19 protein-coding genes are annotated in these 22,127 nt (G+C 68.9%); 13 read left to right on the top strand and 6 right to left on the bottom strand.

Annotated features, from left to right (window positions below; translation table 11 throughout):
* The first annotated feature begins 4 nt into the window (after window positions 1-4).
* Genes HZ321_RS18925 through HZ321_RS18890 form a run of 8 tightly spaced genes read left to right on the top strand, consistent with a single transcriptional unit; the run spans window position 5 to window position 11,054 of the window.
* Window positions 5-508 (top strand): chemotaxis protein CheW, encoded by a 504-nt coding sequence (locus tag HZ321_RS18925; protein ID WP_181703961.1) that lies wholly within the window; start codon window positions 5-7, stop codon window positions 506-508.
* The gene (locus HZ321_RS18920) at window positions 505-1,935 is read left to right on the top strand and encodes a CheR family methyltransferase (RefSeq protein ID WP_181703960.1); all 1,431 of its coding nucleotides are present in this window, start codon (window positions 505-507) and stop codon (window positions 1,933-1,935) included. The genes HZ321_RS18925 and HZ321_RS18920 overlap by 4 nt, the downstream gene beginning before the upstream one ends.
* Entirely contained in the window at window positions 1,932-2,429 is a 498-nt protein-coding gene (locus tag HZ321_RS18915; RefSeq protein ID WP_181703959.1) for a chemotaxis protein CheW, read from the top strand. Before HZ321_RS18920 ends, HZ321_RS18915 begins: the two co-directional genes overlap by 4 nt.
* Before the next feature lie 6 nt (window positions 2,430-2,435).
* A complete protein-coding gene (locus HZ321_RS18910; protein ID WP_181703958.1) occupies window positions 2,436-4,112 on the top strand; it encodes a methyl-accepting chemotaxis protein in 1,677 nt (558 codons plus the stop codon).
* A 15-nt stretch (window positions 4,113-4,127) separates the two neighbouring features.
* Complete coding sequence (locus HZ321_RS18905) at window positions 4,128-6,314, top strand: hybrid sensor histidine kinase/response regulator (protein ID WP_181703957.1); 2,187 nt, start codon at window positions 4,128-4,130, stop codon at window positions 6,312-6,314.
* Window positions 6,311-7,378, top strand: coding sequence for a chemotaxis-specific protein-glutamate methyltransferase CheB (cheB, locus tag HZ321_RS18900; protein ID WP_244636003.1), 1,068 nt, complete (start codon window positions 6,311-6,313; stop codon window positions 7,376-7,378). Before HZ321_RS18905 ends, cheB begins: the two co-directional genes overlap by 4 nt.
* The gene (locus HZ321_RS18895; RefSeq protein ID WP_244636001.1) at window positions 7,375-9,126 is read left to right on the top strand and encodes a response regulator; all 1,752 of its coding nucleotides are present in this window, start codon (window positions 7,375-7,377) and stop codon (window positions 9,124-9,126) included. The genes cheB and HZ321_RS18895 overlap by 4 nt, the downstream gene beginning before the upstream one ends.
* Window positions 9,123-11,054: a response regulator gene (locus HZ321_RS18890; RefSeq protein WP_181703956.1), complete on the top strand. Its 1,932-nt coding sequence runs from the start codon at window positions 9,123-9,125 to the stop codon at window positions 11,052-11,054. The genes HZ321_RS18895 and HZ321_RS18890 overlap by 4 nt, the downstream gene beginning before the upstream one ends.
* Window positions 11,055-11,058: 4 nt before the next feature.
* On the opposite strand, the gene HZ321_RS18885 is transcribed toward HZ321_RS18890, so the two are convergent.
* The 3 genes from HZ321_RS18885 to HZ321_RS18875 form a co-directional block, all read right to left on the bottom strand.
* Complete coding sequence (locus HZ321_RS18885) at window positions 11,059-12,072, bottom strand: sensor histidine kinase (protein WP_181703955.1); 1,014 nt, start codon at window positions 12,070-12,072, stop codon at window positions 11,059-11,061.
* Between the two features lie 100 nt (window positions 12,073-12,172).
* Window positions 12,173-12,946, bottom strand: a complete 774-nt coding sequence (locus HZ321_RS18880; RefSeq protein WP_181703954.1) for a Crp/Fnr family transcriptional regulator — start codon at window positions 12,944-12,946, stop codon at window positions 12,173-12,175.
* 156 nt (window positions 12,947-13,102) lie between these two features.
* Window positions 13,103-13,453 carry a hypothetical protein gene (locus HZ321_RS18875; RefSeq protein ID WP_181703953.1) on the bottom strand — a complete coding sequence of 117 codons (351 nt, stop codon included), beginning with the start codon at window positions 13,451-13,453 and terminating at the stop codon, window positions 13,103-13,105.
* Between the two features lie 200 nt (window positions 13,454-13,653).
* Between HZ321_RS18875 and HZ321_RS18870 the strand changes: the two genes are divergently transcribed.
* The 5 genes from HZ321_RS18870 (at window position 13,654) to HZ321_RS18850 (ending at window position 20,037) form a co-directional block, all read left to right on the top strand.
* The gene (locus HZ321_RS18870) at window positions 13,654-14,388 is read left to right on the top strand and encodes a nucleotidyltransferase (RefSeq protein WP_181704021.1); all 735 of its coding nucleotides are present in this window, start codon (window positions 13,654-13,656) and stop codon (window positions 14,386-14,388) included.
* Window positions 14,381-15,109 (top strand): metallophosphoesterase family protein, encoded by a 729-nt coding sequence (locus HZ321_RS18865; protein WP_244636000.1) that lies wholly within the window; start codon window positions 14,381-14,383, stop codon window positions 15,107-15,109. The genes HZ321_RS18870 and HZ321_RS18865 overlap by 8 nt, the downstream gene beginning before the upstream one ends.
* Before the next feature lie 303 nt (window positions 15,110-15,412).
* Window positions 15,413-15,646, top strand: a complete 234-nt coding sequence (locus HZ321_RS18860; RefSeq protein WP_181704026.1) for a hypothetical protein — start codon at window positions 15,413-15,415, stop codon at window positions 15,644-15,646.
* Window positions 15,647-15,682: 36 nt separating this feature from the next.
* A complete protein-coding gene (locus HZ321_RS18855) occupies window positions 15,683-16,726 on the top strand; it encodes a Gfo/Idh/MocA family protein (protein WP_181703952.1) in 1,044 nt (347 codons plus the stop codon).
* A gap of 131 nt (window positions 16,727-16,857) precedes the next feature.
* Window positions 16,858-20,037: a S8 family serine peptidase gene (locus tag HZ321_RS18850; RefSeq protein WP_181703951.1), complete on the top strand. Its 3,180-nt coding sequence runs from the start codon at window positions 16,858-16,860 to the stop codon at window positions 20,035-20,037.
* 16 nt (window positions 20,038-20,053) lie between these two features.
* On the opposite strand, the gene HZ321_RS18845 is transcribed toward HZ321_RS18850, so the two are convergent.
* From HZ321_RS18845 to HZ321_RS18835, 3 genes are all read right to left on the bottom strand, one after another.
* Complete coding sequence (locus HZ321_RS18845) at window positions 20,054-20,371, bottom strand: hypothetical protein (protein WP_181703950.1); 318 nt, start codon at window positions 20,369-20,371, stop codon at window positions 20,054-20,056.
* Window positions 20,368-20,826 carry a DUF4112 domain-containing protein gene (locus HZ321_RS18840; RefSeq protein WP_181703949.1) on the bottom strand — a complete coding sequence of 153 codons (459 nt, stop codon included), beginning with the start codon at window positions 20,824-20,826 and terminating at the stop codon, window positions 20,368-20,370. Before HZ321_RS18840 ends, HZ321_RS18845 begins: the two co-directional genes overlap by 4 nt.
* Before the next feature lie 210 nt (window positions 20,827-21,036).
* Window positions 21,037-22,080 carry a Gfo/Idh/MocA family protein gene (locus HZ321_RS18835; protein WP_181703948.1) on the bottom strand — a complete coding sequence of 348 codons (1,044 nt, stop codon included), beginning with the start codon at window positions 22,078-22,080 and terminating at the stop codon, window positions 21,037-21,039.
* Between the last annotated feature and the right edge of the window lie 47 nt (window positions 22,081-22,127).

Below are 22,127 nucleotides of genomic sequence, written 5' to 3'. Positions count from 1 at the left end.
CCACGTGCGTTCGCGATCGACAGAGGCGTTTGCAGCCGTGCTGTTCGACGTGGCCGGCATCGGCTGCGCGATGGCGCTTGCCGACGTGCGCGAGGTGCTGCCGCTTCCCCATCTGACCCGCCCGCCAGGGGCGCCCGCCGGGCTGGAGGGGATCGCCGACGTCAGTGGTGTCGCCGTACCGGTGCTGCGGCCGGCCGCGCTGTTCGGGCTTCCGGTGAGCGAGGTCGAGCCCGATCTCGACAGCCACCTCCTGGTGCTCCGGGGGACACCGATCGCGCTGCTGGTCGACAGGGCCCGCGACGTGATCACCGTGTCGCGGTCCGGTGTTTCGGACGTGCCAGATGCGGAGACGCTGAGGGGCTGCGTAACCGGCGTGTTCACTGCCGGCGGACGACGGATCAGCCTTGTAGCCGCCGGCCGGCTCATCCATCGGCACGAACGGGACCGGCTGGAGGCCTATGCGGCCCGCGAGGCGCTCCGGGCTGCGCAACTGACGGTCGAGCCATGAGCGTGCCACGGCAGCCGGATCACGACGGGCCTCTCGATCCCGGGTTCGTGGACATCAAGCGGCTGATCATCGAGAGGACCGGCCACGCCTACTACGCCGACAAGGACGACATCCTGTTCGAGCGGGTGCGCCGTCGCATCCAGGCGGCCGGCGCACGAGGGTTCTCCGATTATCTCGACCGCCTCGCCGGCGGTTCCGACGAGGCGGAATGGAGCGCGCTCGTTTCCGAGGTGACGATCGGCGAGACTTTCTTCTTCCGTTTCCGCGAGCAGTTCGCGGCGCTGAAGAACACGATCCTGCCGGATCTCATCGCGCGGCGAGGCGGCGACCGCCGGCTGCGGATCTGGAGCGCCGGCTGTTCGAACGGGTCGGAGGCCTATTCGCTGGCCATCACGCTCAGCGAGCTGATCGGGCCGGAGATCCTCGACTGGCGAATCTCCGTGATCGGCACCGACATCGACGAGGCGGCGCTGCAGCGGGCGCGCTCGGGGGTTTTCGGGGCGTGGTCGCTGCGCGCGGTGGATGCGGCGGGGCGCGACGCCTGGTTCGATGCCGGACCGCGGTCTGGGACGTACTCGGTCAAACGGCGGTTCCGGCCGATCGTCCGTTTCGAGCGGCACAACCTGTTGTCGATGCTCGACGGCACTTCACCCCTGCAGTTCACCGACTTCGACCTCATCCTCTGCCGGAACGTCCTGATCTACTTCAAGACTGAAACGGTGATCCAGCTGGTGGCGGCGCTGGGCGAGGCGCTGCGGCCGGAGGGCTGGCTGCTGCTCGGCCATGCGGAGACGAACCCGGCTTTCACGGCGTCGCTGGTGCCGGTGGAGATCGCGGGCGCAACGGTCTATCGGCGCCCGGGGCCGCATCTGCCGACCACTCCGGCCCTGCGCGCAAGCGAGCCATCCGCTGCCGTCCCGCTGCCCGCGATAGCAGAGCCGACCCGCAAGTCCGCACCGCGCGCGGTAGCGCGTGCGACCAGAACCCTCTCGCCGACGCCACCGACCGGCGCAGCCGAAACCAAGCCGATCAGCCTCGTGGAGCAGTTGCGCAGCCTTGCGGACGCGGGCGACTTCGCCGGTGCGCTGGCCGTCTGCCGGGAGGGAGAAGCGGACCGGCCGACGGACCCGCTGCTGCGGTTCTACGAGGGTCTCATTCATCGGGCGCTGGGCGATCAGGCGGCCGCCGCCTCGGCGCTCCGGCGAGCCATCTATCTGGATCGCGCCTTCGCGCTGGCGCACTACCACCTTGGACTCGTGCTGCTTGCGCAGGGTGACCGGACTGCCGGGCGTCGGGCGGTGGCCAACGCGGGGCGGCTTGCGGCGGCGATGCCGGGAACTGCGGACCTTGCCGAGGGCGACGGCCTGACCGCAGCGGACCTCGTCGCCGTGGCCCGACTCGTACTTTCCGACGGAGGTCCGCGATGACGGAGGACGCGCGCCGCCGCCGCATTCTCGATGCGCGGACGGCGGAACTCTCTGGCCGCCAGCCGCTGCAGACGGATGCTCCTGGGCAGGGCGCCTGCGCGGTGTCGGTGGGCGGGGAGGTCTTCGCGATCCCGATCGATCGCGTGCGTGCGGTCATCGAACCCATGCGCGTGGTGCCGCTGCCGGGCGGGCATCCGCTTGTATCGGGGCTAGGCCATGCCTGGGGCCGCTTCCACGCGGTGGTCGAACTCGCCGCCCTGCTCGGCCTCTCTCCCGCCGAGCGCAAGGCCGGGGAGGGTCATGTCGTGATCCTCCGGCACGAACCGCCGGTGGCGCTCACCGTGGAACGCGTGCTCGGCACCGGAACCGCCGTTCCGATCTCCCCGGACGACCCGCTTTCGGTCCGCCTTCCCGGGCTTGCCGACGCGGCTGCCCTCGTCGACCTGGAGGCGCTTCTCGCGCCGCTCTTCATCCCTGCTTCCCCTGGAGCCTGAACGCCCGTGTCGCTCTCGATCGCCAACCGCATCCTGCTCGGCTTTCTCGCCATCCTCGTTCTGATCGTCGCCATCGGCGTCTATGCGCTCGGCCAGATCGCTGACGTGCGCCAGACGACCGCCACGATCGTTTCGCGCGACATCTCGGTGCTGCGGCAACTGGGGCAGATCCGCGCCGACCAGTTCGCGCTGCGGGACTTGCGGTCGACGGCGCTCGTCCGGTTAGTGGCCGGGGCCGCCGGGCGGAGCGTGCCCAGCGACGAGGATCCCGTCGCGGCGTGGCGGGCGAAGATCGACGCCAGCGAGAACACGATGGACGAGGCGATCGAGTTGGCGCAGACGCTGCAGTCGCAGGCGATCGCGCCGCAACGCGCTGCGGCCTGGCAGTCGATCGCGGAGCGGCTGCGGCTGGCGCGGGACGAGATGGCGCGGCTGCATTCGGCGGGCGAGGCGCAGATGGCGGCGGTGGTGGCCTCCGACGTGGACCGGGCACTCGGGGCCGAAAGCGCCGTCCGGGAAGCCCGCGAGGCCATGTTCGCCGCGCTGACGGAGGCTGAGGACGCCATGAACGAGGCGATCGCGGCCGGGCAGGACCGGGTGTCGGCGGTCTACGAGGAGAGCCGGACGTCGCTGCTGATCGGGATCGGGATCACCGGTCTGCTCGGCCTGGTGATCGCGTTCGCGATCCGGCATTCGGTGAGAACGCCGCTTGCGGCCTTCATGGCCTTCGTCGACCGGGTCGGCACCGGCGACCTCGGTGGACAGGCCGCAGCAACCGGGCGGGATGAGCTCGGACAGCTCGGCACCACGCTGAACGGCATGGTGCACGGCCTGCGGGACCTTGCGGTGCAGAGCCGGTCGGCGACCGAGAACCTGAACGCGGCCGTGGCGGAGATCCGCGCGTCCACGCAGGAGCAGGCGGCGAGCGTGGAGGAGCAACTGGCCGCCGTGCAGGAAACCGCGGCGACGGTGGACGAGATCACACACGCCGGCTCGCAGATCGGAAAGCGTGCGCAGGAGGTGATCGCCTCTGCGCAGGTGACGGCGCAGACCTCGATGCAGGGGCTGGAGGCCGTGGAGGAGACCGGGCGGGCGATGGATGCGATCCGCGAGCAGGCCCAGGCGGTGGCCGAGAACATCGTGGCGCTCAGCGAGAAGACGCAGGCGGTAGGCGAGATCATCACCACGGTGAACGATATCTCGGAGCGTTCGCACCTCCTGGCGCTCAACGCGGCGATCGAAGCGGCGGCAGCCGGTGAGAGCGGGCGGAGCTTCGCGGTCGTCGCCGCGGAAATGAAGCTGCTCGCCGATCAGGCCAAGGAGGCGACCACCCAGGTTCGCTCCATCCTCGGCGACATCCAGCGCGGGATCAACGCGTCGGTGATGCTGACGGAGGAGGCGGTCAAGCGCGTGACCGCCGGTAAGGAACGGGCGGATGTCACCCAGCGGACGATCGACGAGATTACCGGCCGGGTGCAGGAGAGCGTGAACACCTTCCAGCAGATCGTGGCGTCGACCAACCAGCAGCAGCTCGGCATCGAACAGGTGATGAGCGCACTCGCCAACATCCGGCAAGCCAGCCAGCAGACCGCGGCGGGGACCCGGCAGCTGGATTCGGCGGCCGGCAATCTCGCCCAACTGGCCGAGCAGCTGCTCGGGCTCTCCACCCGCTACCGGCTCTGAGGTGAGAGGATCGCCTTGACCGACATCCAGCGCGAACTCCTGGCAGCCTTCGACGCCGAGCATCGGGAGCATCTCGATGCGGTTCGGACGGCGCTCTCGCGGGCCGCCGCCGGCGGTGCGATCGACCTGCGCGAGGTGTTCCGGCGGGCGCACAGCCTGAAGGGCGCGGCGCGGGCGGTGGACATGGCGCCGGTCGAGGCGATCGCGCATGCGCTGGAGGATCTGATCGCACGCGTCACGGACGGCAAGGCCTCGCTGGACGAGCCGACGATCGGAGCCCTGACCGAGGCGCTCGATCTGACGGAGGCGCTGGTCGCGGCCGTCATCCACGGGGCGCCGCCGCCCGATGCAGCGCGGATCGCCGGCATCCAGGCGCGGCTTGCCGGAGGAAACGCGCCGAAGGAGACGATACCCGTCCCGCCTGCGGTCGCCCCGGAAGCGGAACCGGTGCGCGACGAGCCGTTGCCGGACTACGTGCGAGTGACGGCGGACGGGCTCGACGCATTGGCCAGAACGGTGTCGGGCATCATGGCCGACGTGGAGGCCCAGGCCGTTCTGACCAGACGGCTTCGGGCCCTGGAGGCTGAGGTGAGGGAAATCCGGCGCGGGCTATCGTCGGGGCGCGGGGATGCGACGGCGCGGTTGCGCGACGTGGACCAGCGACTGCGAACGGCGGCGCGGAGCCTCTCGAACCTGGTGCGAGACCAGCGGCGGCAGGGTTTCGCCCTGGAGCAGTCCGCGCGACGAGCACGCAACGCAGTGGGGCGGCTCGGGCATGTCGCCGCGGAGACGGTGTTCGGCGGCTTCGGCGCCATGGTGCGGGAGATCGCGCGCGAGGAGGGCGTCGAGGTCGACTACCGGACCGAGGGACTGGACCTGCCCGTCGATCGCGGCGTGCTTCAGGCGCTGAAGGACCCGGTGACGCACATCCTGCGCAACGCGATCGGCCACGGCGCGGAGCCGGCGCAGGCGCGAACCGCGCGCGGCCGGCCGGCTGCGATGACGCTGACGCTTTCCGCGGCGATCCGGGCGGGCCGCCTGCAGATCCGCGTGCGGGACGACGGACGTGGACCGGACCTCCGGCGCATCGAGCAGGTCGCGTTGGAGCGGGGGCTGCTCCCTCCGCGGCATCCCGGCCAGCCGCCGACCGCGGCGGACAGGCTGCTGGCGCTGGTGTTCGAGCCCGGGTTCTCGACCGCCGGGACGGTCGACCGGCTGTCCGGGCGGGGCGTCGGTCTGTCGGTGGTGGCCGAGGCGGTGAAGGCGCGGCGCGGCAGCGTCCATCTCGGACAGGCCTGGCCGCACGGGACGGACGTGGAGATCCAGGTGCCGCTCGGCACGGTGCTCCAGTCGGTGCTGGTGGTGGAAGCCGGCGGGGTTTCCTACGGTCTGCCGACCTACGGCGTTGAGCGCCTGTTGCGGCTTCCGACCGAGGGATTGACCAGCGTGTCCGGGCGTCCGGCGGCCTGGATCGAAATCGGGGGACGCGACGTTATCGTTCCGATCGTTACGCTTTCCGAGCTGCTGGGTGGATCCTCCGTGTCGCTTCCCGTCGAAGCCGGCCATGCCAAGGTAGCAGTCTTGCGGCGGGGCGCACGGCGCTGCGCCGTGGCCGTCGAGGCGTTCCACGAGGCGCGGCCGATGCTGGTGGAAGCCATAGACGGCTTCGGTGCGGACCGCCGGCTGGTGACCGGCGCCGTGCTGCTGGAGGGCGAGACCCCGGCGCCCGTGCTCGACCCCGAGGGGCTGGTCGACCGGTGGATCGAGCGCGACAGCGAGCGGTCCGGCGGAACGCTCGGCCTGCCGGACTGGCGACCCCAGGTCGAAACCAAGCCCGCGACCATCCTGGTGGTGGACGACAGCATCACCACGCGCACGCTGGAAAAGAGCATCCTGGAGGCCCAGGGCTACCGGGTGCTGCTCAGCGTGGATGGGATCGATGCGCTGCAGGTGCTGCGGTCGGGCGATGCCATCGTCGACCTCGTCATCGCGGACGTGGAGATGCCGCGGATGGACGGGTTCGCGCTGCTGGCCGCGATCCGCAACGACGCCCGACTGGCGCCGCTGCCGGTGATCATGATGACGTCGCGGGCGGCGCCCGAGGACGTGCGGCGCGGCCTCGACCTCGGCGCGGACGCCTACGTGACCAAGCAGAAGTTCGACCAGCGCGAACTGCTGGCGACGATCGGGCAACTGCTATGAGGGCCGGAACCGGACCGACCCGGGTGATGATCGTGGAGGACTCGCCGGTGGTGCGGCGGCTGCTCACGCATATCGTGTCGCGCGATCCGCGGCTCCAGGTGGTGGCCGCCGTGGAGAGCGGGGAGGAGGCGCTGGCCGAACTGGACCGGGTCAGGCCGCAGGTGATCTCGATGGACATCCGCCTGCCAGGGATGGATGGGCTGGAGGCGATCGGACGGATCATGGCGCAGCGCCCGACCCCGATCGTCGTGGTGGCCGACGCGGTCGAGGACGCCTCGCTCAGAATCTCGCTCAATGCGCTCCGGGAAGGCGCGCTGTCCGTGGTGGAGAAGCCGGTGGCGCCCACCAACGCCTCCTACGAGGCGGTGGCGAACACCATCTGCACCCAGCTTGCCATCATGGCCGACGTTCCGGTGATCCGCCGCCGCAGCTTCGCCCAGCGGCCACAACCGGTTCAGCGGCCGCTGCAGCCGGATCCGGAGGCGCTGCAGGTGCCGACGGTGGTCGGCATCGGGGCATCCACCGGCGGGCCGCCGGCGCTGGCGCGGCTGATCGGGGCGCTGCCGCGGTCGTTCCCGGTGCCGATCCTCGTCGTCCAGCATATGGGCGCGAGTTTCATGGAGGGTTTCGCCGCCTGGCTGGACGGTCAGGTGGAGCTCGACGTCCGCTTGGCGCGGTCCGACGAGGTGGCAGTGCCGGGACGGGTCTACGTGGCGCCCGGAGACCGGCAGCTGACGGTGGCTCCGGGCAACGTATTGAAGGTGAGCGCCGACCCTCCGGTTGGCGGGCAACGGCCAAGCGCGACGGCGCTGTTCTCGTCGTTGGCGCGGGCCGCGGCGGGGCGGGCGGCCGGCGTGCTGCTCACCGGAATGGGCGAGGACGGCGCGGCGGGGCTGCTTGAGATCCGGCGGGCCGGCGGCTTCACGATCACCGAGGACGAGAGCACGGCGGTGGTCTACGGCATGCCCGCGGCGGCGGTGAAGCTCGGCGCTTCGCGTATCGCGCTGCCGCTGGACCTGATCGCGCCGCGGCTGCTCAGGCTTGTTCCAGGAGGCGGACGATGACGCCCGACATGCAGCCGCAGATGTCGGCACCCTCGCCAGGACGGCTTCTCGTGGTGGAGGACAGCCCGACGCAAGCCGTGAAGCTGCGGCTCAGCCTGGAGCGTTACGGCTATTCGGTCGACACCGCTCCGACGGCGGAGGCGGCGATCGAGAGCATCAACGCCCGGATCCCGGACCTCGTGATCGCCGACTATCACCTGCCGGGGATGAACGGCGACGGGCTCGCCCGGCAGATCCGGATGAACGTGCGGACGCGCACGCTTCCGGTGCTGATGCTGACGGAGGTGGGCGAGCGCGATTTCGAACGGCGCGGGCTGGAGAGCGGGGCGGACGCCTATGTGCTGAAGTCGGCGCCGGAAGACCTGCTGCTGCTGCGGATCCGGGCCTTGTTGCGGCGCGGACCGTCGGGCGGCGAGCATGCGGACAGCGAGCGGGCGCGCGGCGAGTTCCGAACTGCCAGCCTGCTCGTCGCCTGCGACCCGGGCGAGCGATCGGAGGCCATCGGCGAAGCCTTCGCGCACGAAGCCTATTCGATCGCGGTGGTGCATACGCCGGAGGACGCGCTGGCGGCGATGTCCGGTGCGCACGCGGCCGACTGCGTGATCGTCGACCTGCGCGCCACGCGCTTCGACGGCTGGGCGCTGCTGGCCGGCCTGGACACCCTGCGTAACGGGATGACCGGTGCGCAGCGGGACGCTTCCGCCTTCCTCCTGGTGGCGCTCTCGGCAGACGAACCGGCCGCCGGCAACCAGATCGCGGCGGCCTATGCCGCGGGCGCGGACGACGCCATTCCGGAAGCGGCAGAGACGGACGTGCTCGGTCTCAGGTTGCGGGCGCTGGTCCGCCGCAAGCTGTTCGAGGACGACAACCGCCGGATCGAGATCGAACTGCGCGACCGGCGCCTCGCCCTGCAGCAGGCGCAGGCGGAGGCTGCCGAAGCGGAGGCGAAGGCGGCGCTCGCCGGCAAGCTCGCCTTCGCCAACAGCGAATTGGAGACGGCGAACCGAAGGCTGCGGGAAACGCAGGGCCAGCTGGTCCACGCAGCCAAGATGGCGTCGTTGGGCGAACTGGTCGCGGGGATCGCGCATGAGATCAACAACCCGCTCGCCTTCATCCTGGCGCACCACGGGACCGTGCAGCGGCTGGTGAAGGCGGCGGCCGCCGAGGTCGGGCCCACGACGACGGCGGGCGGCAAGCTGGCCAAGGCGAGCGATCGTCTGACGGCGATGACCGTCGGCCTGCAGCGGATCCAGGATCTCGTGCTCAACCTGCGCAAGTTCTCGCGCCTGGACGAAGGCGCCTTCGGGGACGTGGAGGTGGCGCCTTCGATCGAGACGGTGCTGACGCTGCTGTCGCACAAGATCGGTGAGGGGATCACGATCCTGCGCGACTTCCAGGGCGCGCCGCGGCTGCGCTGCTCGGCCTCGCTCCTCAACCAGGTGGTCATGAACATCGTCAGCAACGCCGCGGACGCGGTGGGAGCGGAGGGCACCATCGCCATTGCAACGCGTTCGGACGCGGACACCTACGAGATCAGCATCGATGACAGCGGAGAGGGTGTTCCTGAGGAGATGCGCGACCGGATCTTCGAGCCGTTCTTCACATCCAAGCCGGTCGGTTCGGGGACCGGCCTCGGCCTTGCCATCTCCTACAGCGTGGTGCTGGCGCACAAGGGAGAGATCACAGTTGGGGAAAGCCGGTTGGGCGGCGCCCGCTTCGTGATCACCGTACCGCGGAGCCTTCCATGACCATCGCGACAGACGATACGCCCGACCGGGCGACGGTGCTGGTCGTCGACGACGAACGCGACATCCTGGTGGCGCTCCAGGATCTGCTCGAAGACGAGTACGCGGTGCTCGTCGCGGTCTCCGCCGAGGAGGGGTTGCGCCTTCTGGCGGCGCACCCGGACGTGGCGGTGATCATCTCCGACCAGCGGATGCCCGGGATGACCGGCGAGCGGTTCCTTGCCGCTGCGCGCGCCTTCTCGGACGCGGGCGCGATCCTCTTGACGGGCTACGCCGACCTTTCCGCCGTGGCCGACGCGATCAACAAGGGCGGAATCACCGGCTACGTGCCCAAGCCGTGGGATGCGGCGGCGTTGACCGCGATGGTGCGGGCGGCCGCGGAACGCTGCCTGATCGGGCGGGCACTCGCCGTGGAGCGGTCGCTGCTGCACGGACTGCTGGAGAGCAGCCGGGACGCCGTCTCGTTCAAGGATCCGCAGGGGCGCTTCGTCCGGCTGAACGCCCGGAAGGCGGCGCTGCTCGGTGCGGAGCCGGCAACGTGCCTGGGGCGTACGGAAGCGGAGATCCGCGGCTGCGATCCCGGCGACGGCGCAGCGGCTGACCGCACCGCGATCGAAAGCGGCGCGCATAGCGAGACGGTGAGCGAGACCGCGGAGAGCGACGGGCGCAGCGTTTGGACGGAGACCAGCCGGACGCCGATCCCGGGCCGGGACGGGCGCACCGCCTACCTGATGACGGTGGAACGGGACATCACGGAAAACCGGTTCATCGAGGCACGGCTCCGGCAGTCCGAGAAGATGCAGGCGCTCGGCACGCTGGCCGGCGGGATCGCGCACGACTTCAACAACCTCCTCACCGCGATCATCGGCAGCCTCGACCTTGCTGAACGGCGGCTGCCGGAAGACGAGCGCCTGAAGCGCTACGTCACCGGTGCGCGGCAGGCGGCCGAGCGCGGCGCGGTGCTGACCAAGCGCCTGCTCGGGTTCAGCCGGCAGCGGGAGCGCAAGCAGGAGCAGACCGACGTCAACGGGCTGGTGGCGCGGATGAAGGATCTGCTCGACCATGCGCTTGGCGGCACGGTGACGGTGGCCTGGTCGCTGATGGCGCGTCCGGCGACGGTGATGGTGGACGCAGAGCAACTGGAGCTCGCCATCCTCAACCTTTGCGTCAACGCGCGCGACGCGATGCCCGACGGAGGAACCGTCCGGATCGCCACCGGAAACCAGAGCGTGGCGGAGGGCAATCCGGAGCAGCTGGAACCCGGGCCCTATGTCACCATCTCCGTGGAGGACAGCGGCAGCGGAATTGCTCCCGACGTGCTGGCCCGGGTGTTCGAGCCGTTCTTCACCACCAAGGACGTGGGGAAGGGAACCGGTCTCGGCCTGTCGATGGTCTATACCCTGGCGAACCAGGCCGGGGGTGACGTTCGCCTCGACAGCGCCGTGGGTGAGGGAACCACCGTGACGCTTCGGCTGCCGCTCAGCGAGGCGCGCATGGAGGCCGTTGCGGAGAACCGGGCAGCGGCTCCGCAGAAGGTCCGGCCCGCGCGGGTGCTGGTGGTGGACGACGATCCGGCGGTTCGGGCCGTCACCGCGGCCTATGGCACGACCATCGGCCACCAGATCCAGGAAGCGGACGGTGGTCCGGCCGCGCTTGCGCTGATCGAAGCCGGCGAGCCGTTCGACGTCATGGTCGTGGACTACGCGATGCCTGGCATGAACGGGGTGGAACTGGCCGAGCGCATCCGCGCGCTGCGTCCCGGCCTGCCGATCGTCTTCGTGACGGGTCATGCGGAGGCGGACGCGCTGGATGCGATGGAGCGTTATCTGCCGAAGCCGTTCCGGCAGGAGGATCTGCAGGCGGCGATCGCCGCCGCGCTGCCGGCCGTTCCCGCGGGGACGACGGGACGCCGTCATCGCGTCGGCGTGTAGGCGGTCAGCGGCAGAGTTCGTCCGGATCGATGTCGATGGTGACGACAAGGCCGGCGCGGCGCCAGTCGTGGCGGATGGAGCCGCCGAGCTGACCCATGGCCGTGCGCGTGGCGAGTGTGGAGCCGAAGCCGGCCTGGGCGGGCGGGCCATCGACCGGCGGGCCGCCGACCTCGTGCCAGGTGACGACGACGCGATCATCCTGCTGCCTGCAATCGATGACCAGCCGGCCGTCGGCCGCGGACAGTGCGCCGTATTTCACAGCGTTGGTGGCTAGTTCGTGGAGGATCATGGCGAGCGCGGTGGCCGCCGGACCGGAGATCGGGCGGTCGTCTCCGGTGATGGAGATCTGTTCGACGGGGTAGGCTTCCAGGAGGATGGAGGCGAGGCCGAGGATGCTGTGGGCGTTCTGCAGCGATCGGCGGCTCGTCGGGCGGACATAGTCGTGCGCCTTCCAGAGCGCGGCGAGGCGGGCCTTCAGCTTCTCGGCGAAGGATGCGGCCGCCGGATCGGCGCGGGCCGACAGGGTGATCAGGCTGTTGATCACCGTGAAGATGTTCTGGATGCGGTGGGAGAGTTCGCGGCTGAGCAGGTCGCGCTGCTCGTCGTCGCGGCGGCGGTCGGAGATGTCGCGGGCGACGGCAACGACAGCTTCGGTTCCCCCGTTGTGGTCGCCGATTGCGGTGAAGGTGACGTCCCACCATTTCGGCGTGCCGTGCAGCGTCTCGCCATGGGCCTGAAAGCGCCCGACGTCGCCGGACCGTGCCCGTTCGAAGGCAATGCCAGCCACCGCGGGGTCATCGGTCCGCCAGAATGTGGACCAGTGCTGGCCGGCAATGACGGGGTACCCGTCCACTTCCAGCGTGCGCATGCCGCCATCACTCATGAAGGTGAGGTTGCCGGACAGGTCGAAAACGGCGATGCAGTCGTTGCTGCTGGAGAGCACACGCCGCAGGAAGTCTGCGCTCTCCGGTGGGCTGGGAGACAACTCTTCGACGAGCGTTTCGTCAGCTTTTACCATAAGCTCGACCTCATCCCCTTATCACCGCTCGTCTGTTCCCGTATTGTTTTCGCAAGTGTATTGTAGTCGACAGTCGAGTTCTCCGTATGTCCTGAATATACTATGCCTTGAGCTTGGCTCTCGCGCCGTTTGTTGGGTTTTGCTCTCCGTAGACCCCGATCAATACTTTGTCATAGTGAAGCCTGACGCAGGCGTAACACTCGCAGGACACTTCCTCGAGGGCGTTGCGGCTGAGCACTTCCACCGTTCCCCGGCGGGAGCGGACAAGGCCGCGCTTCTGCAGAATTCCGAGAACGCGCGACAGATAGGTCCGCTGTACCCCGAGCGCCTCGGCCAGGAACTGGTGGGTGACTGGCAGGTGGTCGTTGCCGATGCGGTCCTGGATGGTCAGGATCCAGCGCGCGCACCGGGCGTCGATCGGGTGCAGCGCGTTGCAGGCGACGGACTGGACGATCTGCGCGAGGATGCAGTCCGCGTAGCGGGCCATCAGGTTGCGGATCGCGATGGACTGCTGCTTGGCTGCCTGTAGGCGCGCCGCCTCGATGCGGTAGGCCGGGCCTGCAATCTGTACGACGGCGCGTGAAAAGGCGGGCAGGTTGCCCTGGCTGACGATACCGCCGATCGCGCCTTCACGGCCGATCGTGGCACTCTCGGCCACGTCGCCGTTGCGCATGACGACCAGCAGCGCGCCAATGGTCTGACCGCAGGGAAAGTGGATGGTGTTGACCTCGTCGCCGGCCTCGAACAGGGTCTGGCCTTGGCGCAGATCGACGCGCTGGAGGAAGGGCGCGATCAGCCCCAGGTCGCCCGGCGCCAGAACGTCGAGCAGGAAGTTGCCGGTACCTTTTAGCGTCCGCTCGCTCGCGTCCGTCATTCCGTCCCCGCCGCCGAGCCAATCAGCAATGTATGCGGGCTATAGCATATGGGGTCAGGCCGGTTTGTATGATTTCATACACAGGCGGTACAATTCAGATCCTGGTTTTTGTCCGGCGCGGCGGCGGTTTTCCGGGGCGAACGAGGCCGGCGGCGGTCAGCCGCGCGGCCGGACGTAGCGCGCGTAGGCGACCTGGACGCGGCGCTGATATTCGTCCGGCGTGATCTGCCGCGCGTCCACGCGCGCCGCTTCGGCCATGGAGATCTGCCAGAAGCGCTCCTCGTCTGGCGAGAGGCGGTAGCTCGACCGCTCGATCGCATACTGACGGCGTGCGGCTTCCGCATAGCCGATGCGGCCCTGGTTGCGGAGGATCGCGATGTCCTTCTTCTGGTCCTCGATCGACGCGGCGCGAACCGCGGTCGTCGGCGGAGGACCGAAGCCGACGCAGCCTGCGAGGGTGCCGGCCAGGAGGAAGGTGAGCACGGTGGATCGCTGCCAGGGGGTCATCGTGCGGGGTCCTTTGTCGTTGGTGCCAGACGGAGAACCTCCGGCACGCGCGGCTGTTCCAACCGTCCGCAGCGGCGTGGCGGCAGGACCGGAACTTTCGGGCGGCTTGCCGATTGAGACCACTCCGGCCGCCAGAGGCGGCGCGCGCGACGGAGGACAAGGTCATCACCGCGATCGAACCGGCGGCCTCGCCCAGCCTGATGAACCCCCAGGCGGAGGCCTTCTACACCGAGGCCCTGAAGGAGCTTGCCGACCTCGGCCTGCCCTTTCTGCTGGCCGGGACCTATGCGGTCAGCGCCTACACCGGGATCCGGCGGGCGACCAAGGACCTCGACGTGTTCTGCAAGGGCGGCGATTTTCCGCGCATTCTCGACCACTTCCGGCAGCTCGGCTACGCCGTTGCGATCGAGGACGAACGGTGGCTCGGCAAGGTGCACAAGGGCGAGATGTTCTTCGACGTGATCTTCGCCTCCTCGAACGGCACGATGCCGGTGAACGACCACTGGTTCCAGGACGCCCGGACGCTCGACCTGTTCGGCACCAACGTGCGGATCGTTGGGCCGACGGAGCTGATCTGGTCGAAGGCCTTCATCCAGCTGCGACATCGCTACGACGGTGCCGACATCGTCCACGTGATCCTGAAGCAGTCGGACGCGATCGATTGGAAGCGGCTGCTCGACTACATGGAGCTGCACTGGGAGGTGCTGCTGGTGCATCTGCTCAATTTGCGCTGGATCTATCCGACCGACCGCGACCGCATTCCGCGCTGGCTAATGGACGAACTGCTGGACCGGCTCTCGCACCAGCTGGAACTTCCGCCGCCGGACATGAAGGTCTGCCGGGGGCGGATGCTGTCGCGGGTGGACTACGCGATCGCTGTGTCGGACTGGGGCTATGCGGACGTCGGCGGTGAAGGAGAGTGGCGCAATGAGTGAGGCGGCTGACGGGGTGCGCAGGGTCGCGGCGATGGGCGACATCCACGTGCGGGACAATCACGACGTGGGGGCGCTGCGCGATCTCTTCGGCGAGATCTCGCGGGCGGCGGACGTGCTGGTGCTCTGCGGCGACCTCACCGACCACGGCACGCCCAAGGAGGCGGAGGTTCTGGTGGAGGCGCTGCGCGGCGCCTCGGTGCCTGTCGTCGGGGTACTCGGCAACCACGACTTCGAGTGCGGCCGGGTGGACGAGGTCCGCAAGATCCTCTGCGACGGCGGACTGAAGCTCCTGGAAGGTTCCAGCGTGGAGGTGGACGGGATCGGCTTCGTCGGCGTGAAGGGGTTTGCGGGCGGGTTCGGGGCGCGGATGCTGGGCTCGTTCGGCGAACCGGCGATCAAGACCTTCGTGGCGGAATCGGTGCAGGAGGCGATGCAACTGGAGATCGCCATGCGGCAGGTAAAGGCGCCGAAGTCGGTCGTGGTGCTGCACTACGCGCCCATCCAGGAAACCGTGGAGGGCGAGCCACCGGAGATCTACCCGTTTCTCGGCTCGTCGCGGCTGGCGGAAACGATCGACCGCTTCGAGGTGAACGCGATCGTGCACGGCCATGCGCACCGGGGCCGCTACGAGGGCCGGACGCCGCGGGGCGCGCCGGTGTTCAACGTGGCCTACCACATCGAGAAGCCGACGGGTCGCCCCTACGCGGTTCTGGAGATCTGAGTCGGAGCCCAATAAAAAAGGCCCCGCATCGCCGGGCGACGCGGGGCAGGCAAGCTGCCGCAGGGAGGCGACGGCAGCGCGCGGGCTATATCGAGCCCGGGGGGACGGTCGTGTGGTCGATCGACAGATGGCGAGAGGGTCGCCGCGCGGCAGCCGCGTCCAAGCCGGCTCCACTGCTCATGAATGCGGTAGACGGCGCAACGTTCCTTCGGTTCCTCCTGAAAAGCAATTTTGCAGCTTCAGCCGGAACGATGGCCGGGTCTGATGGTTCGCTTCTGATCGAACCAACGCTGGAGCAGAGCGATGACCCATGCGAGCGACGCCGGCGGCTTTCCGGCCGAGCCCGAACCGCCGGTGCCCGGCGACGTGCCGTCGCCCGACACGCCCGAGCCGACGCACAAGCCGCCGGCGAAGACGGACATGCCGGCCGCCGGTCCCCATTCCACGCCCGAGCTGACGGACGAGGACCGTACCCCCGGCGCGGGCACGCTGCCCGACCCCGGCGAACAGGGCGACATGGATTCCACGTCGGGCTGACCACCGGCGATGCAACGATCCGATCGGGAGACGCGCATGACCGACATCATTCAGGTCGGACTGGGGTTCTGGGGCTACGACTGGGCGACCGGGGTGCTGCCCGAGGTCGAGACGGTGCGCGTGGCGGCCTATGTCGACCCGTCCGAGGAGGCCCGCCAGCGGATCGCCGACAAGTTGAACGTGCCGGCCGACCGCTGTTTCGCGTCGCTCAACGACGCGCTGGCGGCGGTGAACGCGCCGATCGTCCTCGCCACGCTGCGCACCGACGCGCACTACCCGGTGGCCCGGCGGGCGCTGGAGGCGGGGCGACACGTGATCGTGGAGAAGCCGTTCGCCTCCAGTGTCGGTGAGGCCAAGGAACTGGTCGCATTGGCCGCCGCCGAAAAGCGGATGCTGATGGTCAGCCAGAACTACCGCCACTATCCCGCGCCGATCCGGGTGGCGGAGATGGTCGCCCAGCAGGCGCTCGGCCATGTCAGCCTGGTCGACATCGTCTTCCGCCAACATGCGCCGAGCATCGGCTACCGCTACTGGGACTTCCCGGACCCGCTTCTTGCCGACATGTCGATCCACCACTTCGACCTGATGCGGATGATCCTTGCCGACGAGCCGAAGGCGGTGTCCTGCCGGACCTGGAACCTGCCCGGCAGCCCGTTCCAGAACCATCCGGTCGGCGTGGTGACGGTGGAGTTCGCCGGCGGCACAATCGTCAGCTATCGCGGCAGCTGGATGAGCGGCGGCGCGGCCACGGCCTGGGCCGGCGAGTGGACGATCGACTGTGACGAGGGCGAGATCTGGTTCACCTCGCGCGGGCACGGCGCCGAACGGCTGGAGCGCGACCGGGTGGTGCTGCGCCGCCGCGGGTCGGCGGCGGAAGAGCAGATCCTCGACCACGTCAGGTACTTCGACCGCGCCGGCACGATGGCTGCGATGGAGCAGGCCGTGAGGACCGGCGTGCCTCCGGCGCGGTTCTCCTCTGGGGCCGACAACCTGATGAGCCTGGCGCTGATGCAGGCCAGCATCGTCTCGACCCAACGCGGTGGCGACTGGGTCTCGATCGAAGAAATCCTCTCAGTTTGAAGGGCTTAGCCCTATTCGCTGAGAATACGTTAACAGCGATGCGTGAAGTTTCACGATCGGCCTTACGGAATTGAAAACCGCCGGTGGGTAGGGTGATTCCAGGCAAACGGAACCTGGAAGTCACCGCCATCATGGCCACGCGCGCGCTCCCGACCGACCCGATGATCGCAACGTCGTGGCACTTCAAGGCGCTCAGCATCGACAGGGTCTGGAACGAGTACTCCGGCGCCGGCACGTCCACGGGCGTCTACGACGACGGCATCCAGATCACGCACGAGGACCTTGCGGCGAACTACGACGCCTCCAAGGAACTGGTGATCGGCGGCGTTCGCTATTCCGGCGCGATGGGCGACGCGCAGCACGGCACCGCGGTCGCCGGCATCATCGGCGCGGTGGCGGACAACGGCAAGGGCGGGGCCGGCATCTCCTACGGCACCAAGCTCACCGGCGTGACCATCCTCGGCGACGGGCCGGACTTCATGACGGCGATCCGGTCGATGAACCGGTTCGACACCACCAACAACTCGTGGAACTGGGTCGACAAGTTCGTCGACAGCCCGACCAGCTGGTGGGGGTCCGAGTTTCTCGCCGGGCTGAAGTCGGCGGTCGACACGGGCCGCGGCGGTCTCGGTACGGTCATCGTCAATGCGGCGGGCAACGATTGGACCTATGACCGGCGCGACGCCAACACGTCCGAGTTCAACGCGACACGCTTCACCATCACGGTGGCGGCCACCTCGTCCAACGGCGACGTTTCCTCCTATTCGAACCGCGGCGCTTCGATCCTTGTCGCCGGCGCCGGCGACGGCATCGCAACCACCGACCGGATGGGAACGTCCGGCTATGGCAGCGGCAACTACATCACCGGGTTTGCCGGCACGTCCGCAGCCACCCCGACAGTGACCGGCATCGTCAACCTGATGCACGAAGCCTCCGGCAACAAGCTCGGCTGGCGCGACGTCCAAGACATCATCGCGATCACCGCCGATCAGACGACGGCCACCTCGCTGTCGGCCACTGGCGTCGCCGGCCAGGGTGCGTTCACCTGGACCATCAACAAGGCGAACGGCGTCGACGGCGGCGGCATGCACTTCTCCAACGACGTCGGCTTCGGGCGCATCGACGCCTACGAGGCGGTACGCCTGGCCGAGGTGTGGACCCGTTTCGGTGCAGCCAAGACCAGCGCGAACGAGCTGAAGGCGGTGGCGAGCGGATCCAGCTCGATCCAGCTCACCGACAACGCCAGCGCGAGCTTCAGCTTCGCAATCGGTACCCAGCTGCTCGTGGAGCATGTGGACCTGACGCTGACGCTCACCCACGGCAACCTCAACGACCTGCAGGTGGAGCTGTTCTCCGCCGAGGGAACGCGGAGCATCGTGCTGACGCCGGGAACCGGCGTCCAGATCTCGGAGAGCAACTTCACCTGGGCGTTCGGGTCCGAGGCATTCCGTGGCGAGCTTTCCGCCGGCACCTGGACGGTGAAGATCACCGACACGCGGGCCGGCAGCACGGGGTCGCTGTCCGGCTGGAAGCTGGAGGCCTTCGGCAGCGCCGTGTCGCAGGACAGCGTCTACCACTACACCGACGAATTCCTGAAGCTGAAGGCCCTCGACGCTTCGCGCGGGGTGCTCGCCGACACGGGCGGCATCGACTGGATCAACCTTGCCGCGGTGGGCGGCCAGGTGGTGGCGGATCTGCTCGGACCAATCGTCGTGGCCGGCAGCAAGTGGATCGACATCGCCGCCGGAACACTGATCGAGAACATCGTCTCCAGCGACGGCAACGACATCCTCAAGGGCAACGGCGCGGCCAACAAGCTGGTCGGCATGCGCGGCGACGACACCCTGGCCGGCCTTGGCGGCGCGGATGTGCTCGACGGTGGCGTGGGGACGGACACGGCGGACTACAGCGCCTCGGCCGCGGCCGTCCAGGTGGACCTGGCCGCCCTGTTCCAGATCGGCGGCGACGCCCAGGGCGACAGCCTCGTGTCGATCGAGAACGTGATCGGTTCGGCGCTCGGCGACACCTTGTCCGGCGACGCGGGGAACAACGTCCTGGCGGGCGGGGGCGGCAACGACAGCATCGACGGCCGGGTCGGCATCGACACCGTGGTGTTCGCCAACGTGCTCTCCAACTATGCGATCGCCAAGTCGATCGTGAACGGCGTCACCTTCTACACCCTGACTGACAAGACCGGCGCGACCGGCGTCGATACCGTGAGCAACGTGGAGATATTCCGCTTCGCCTCCGGCGACCTCACCGTGGCGCAGGTCGACGCGCTGGCGGTCAACGGGGTCGTGGTGAACAGCATCAGCGGCACGACCGCCGCGGATACGCTGAACGGGACGGTCGGTGCCGACCAGATGAAGGGTTTGGCCGGCAACGATCTGATCCGCGGCAGCGCCGGAGCGGACAGCATCGACGGCGGTGACGGGATCGACACGGTCGACTACAGCCTGTCTACCGCGGCAGTCCAGGTGCACATGACCAATCCGGTGCAGACGGGCGGCTTTGCCGCCGGCGACGTCCTGACCAATGTGGAGAACCTGACCGGTTCAGCCTATGGGGACGAATTGCGCGGCAACGCGGACGCGAACACGATTCTCGGCGGCAACGGCAACGACGTGCTGGAAGGCCGGGCGGGCGCCGATCGGCTGGACGGTGGGGCCGGCATCGACATCGCGACCTACTGGTCGTCGAGCAGCGGCGTGAACGTCGACCTCGCCCGGGCGAGCCAGCTCAACGGCGATGCGCAGGGCGACGTGCTGATCGCCATCGAGAACATCAACGGCAGCAACTTCGCCGACTTCATCGCCGGAAACGGGGCGGCCAACACGCTGAACGGATTTGCCGGCAACGACACGTTCATCGGCCGGGCGGGCGCCGACACCATCGACGGCGGCGACGGCATCGATGCCGTCAGCTACGCCGGATCGCTGGGTGTGAACATCGACCTGACGCGGGCGTCCCAGTTGCTCAACGATGCGGCCGGCGATGTGCTGCGCAACATCGAGAACGTCACTGGCAGTTCCTACGCAGACACGCTGGCCGGCAATGCGGGCAACAACGTGCTGACCGGCAGCGGCGGTGCCGACTTCTTCCGCTTCGTCGGCGATTTCGGCAACGACACCATCTCCGACTTCGTGCGCGGCACGGACAAGATCGTGGTGGTGGGCCGCGCCTACAGCAACCTGCTGTTCTCGGTTTCCGGGGCCGACAAGCTGATCGCGGTCGCAGGGACCGACGACACGATACGCTTGGCCGGCGGGGCGTCGCTGGCGCTCACGTCCAGCGACTTCCGCTTCGCGTGACGCGGAGCCACCCGGCTCAGCGGGGCGGGGGATAGACGTCGAACGGGGACGGTGACCGGCGGCGGCGTTCAACCAGCCGCCCGCCGAGCGCCGCCAGACCAAAGAGGATCAGCGCCCCGATCGCCCAGACCACCCAGACGGCGGCGACGCCGATCCCGGTGAGGCCCTGGAACATGTCGGACGCGAAGACCACCCACTCCGGGTCGATCGGGATCAGGTCCGCGTTGGTGGCCGCGGCTCCTCCCGCGATCTCGACGGCCTTGCCGCCGAGCCAGGCGAGCCCGGTCCAGATGGCGATCAGAACCGCCGCGATCCCGTAGATGAGTCCCTTCACCGGTTACCTCCGCGCACAGGGTTGATCGGCCGGGCGCGCTCCGCCTTGAGGCGGGAGACATGCTCGCGCAGGAGAGCCACATTCTTGGTGTTGGCGCGGAAGAAGAGGTCGGCCACGTCGCCGACCAGGGGCACGACGCCGACGACCGTGTCGATGGCGAGATTGCCGATCATCCGGGCCACCGTGCGGTGTCCGGCGCCCAGTCGCCAGGCTTCCGCGACGATGTAGAGGCCGAGGCCCTGCGTCACGAGATCGCCAACGCCGGGAATGAAGCCGACGATGGTATCCGCGCCGAAGCGGATGCCGGTGCCGGGAATGCGGAAGGCGCTGTCGAGCGCTCGCGCGATCAGGGCGAGCCGCCGCTCGACGGCCTCGATCTCCTCGATGGTCCAGCGATCGATGGCGGGGGTCGTGTAGGTCCGGCCTTCGGGCGTGAGAATTTCGGTCACGGTCATATCAGCCTCCCAAGGGGCGGCGGGGCCGCCTGATGGAAGGGTCCGACATCGCGAGCGCTTCTGCTCGCCAGAGGGGCCCGGACCCGACGGCTTCCATATGGTGCCGATATCCCGGATTTTAAGAGCCATCGCCGCAAACCCCCTCCAACCGCAAGGACATGGCGTCCGAACGGGGCGGCGGGCGTGGTGTTCCCGGCGGAGCAATCCGCGTCAGGCGGTCTCCTCGACGCGGGTCGTTTCAGTGTGGATGCCGAGGTCGATCACCTTCTGCAGGCGGGCGGCCGTGGCAAAGGAGGGTTCGGTGGTGCGGCCGGCCGCGACCGCCGCGACGAACCGCTCGTAGTTGGTCGGCACGGGCTCGACCTGCACGTCGCGCCAGGTCTGGGTGTGGACGTCCTCGCCGGCGCAGAGGCGCAGGGTGGAGCCGTCGAAGCCGTGCTGGACCTCCAGGCCGCCCTTGTCGCCGTAGAGGCGGAGTCGGAGCGTGTTGGCGTATCCGGTGGCCCAGCGGCTGGCGTGGACGGTGCCGAGCGCCCCGTTGCCGAACTCGACGCTCATGGTGAAGCTGTCGTTGGCGTCCAGGTTGTATTCGCCGATGCGGTCGCCGTCGGACTTGTGGAAGGTCTTGAGGCGGCAGAAGACGCGGTCGATCTCGCTGGCGGCGCCGTAGGAGGCGAAGTCGAGGATGTGGATGCCGACGTCGCCGAGGACGCCCTTGGAGCCGTGGCTTTCCGAGAGGCGCCAGAGCCAGCGGTCCTCGGTGCGCCAGTCGCCCCAGTGGAGGCCGACGAGCCAGCTCTGCAGGTAGCTGGCTTCCACGTGCTTGACTCCGCCGAGCTGGCCGGAAAGCACGATGTCCCGCGCCTTCTGGATCTCCGGGACGTTGCGGTAGGAGAGGTTGACCATGGCCACCAGGCCCAGCTGGTCGGCGATGGCGGTCATCGCCTCAGCGTCGGCGTGGTTGGTGGCGAGCGGCTTTTCGCAGAAGACGTGCTTGCCGGCCCGCAGCAGCTTCATGGTTGTGGGGTGGTGCTCGCTGTCGGGGGTGACGTTGGCGACGGCGTCGAACTCGCCCCAGGCGATCGCCTCGTCGAGGGAGGTGAAGCCGCGCGGGATCGAGTGGCCGGCGCAGAAGGCCTCGACTCTGGAATCGAGCACGTCGACCGCGCCGGTCAAGGTGACGCCGTCGATGGCCGCGAAATGGCGGGCATGGTTCGTGGCCATCGAACCGGTGCCGAGGATCAGGAGACGCATCGGGTTGTCTCGGGGTGGGGGTGGCGGGGATTTATGGTCGGGGCTGT

Source organism: Chthonobacter albigriseus, assembly GCF_013839445.1.
Classification (GTDB): Bacteria; Pseudomonadota; Alphaproteobacteria; order Rhizobiales; family Pleomorphomonadaceae; genus Chthonobacter; species Chthonobacter albigriseus.
This window is presented reverse-complemented; position numbering and strand designations above follow the sequence as displayed.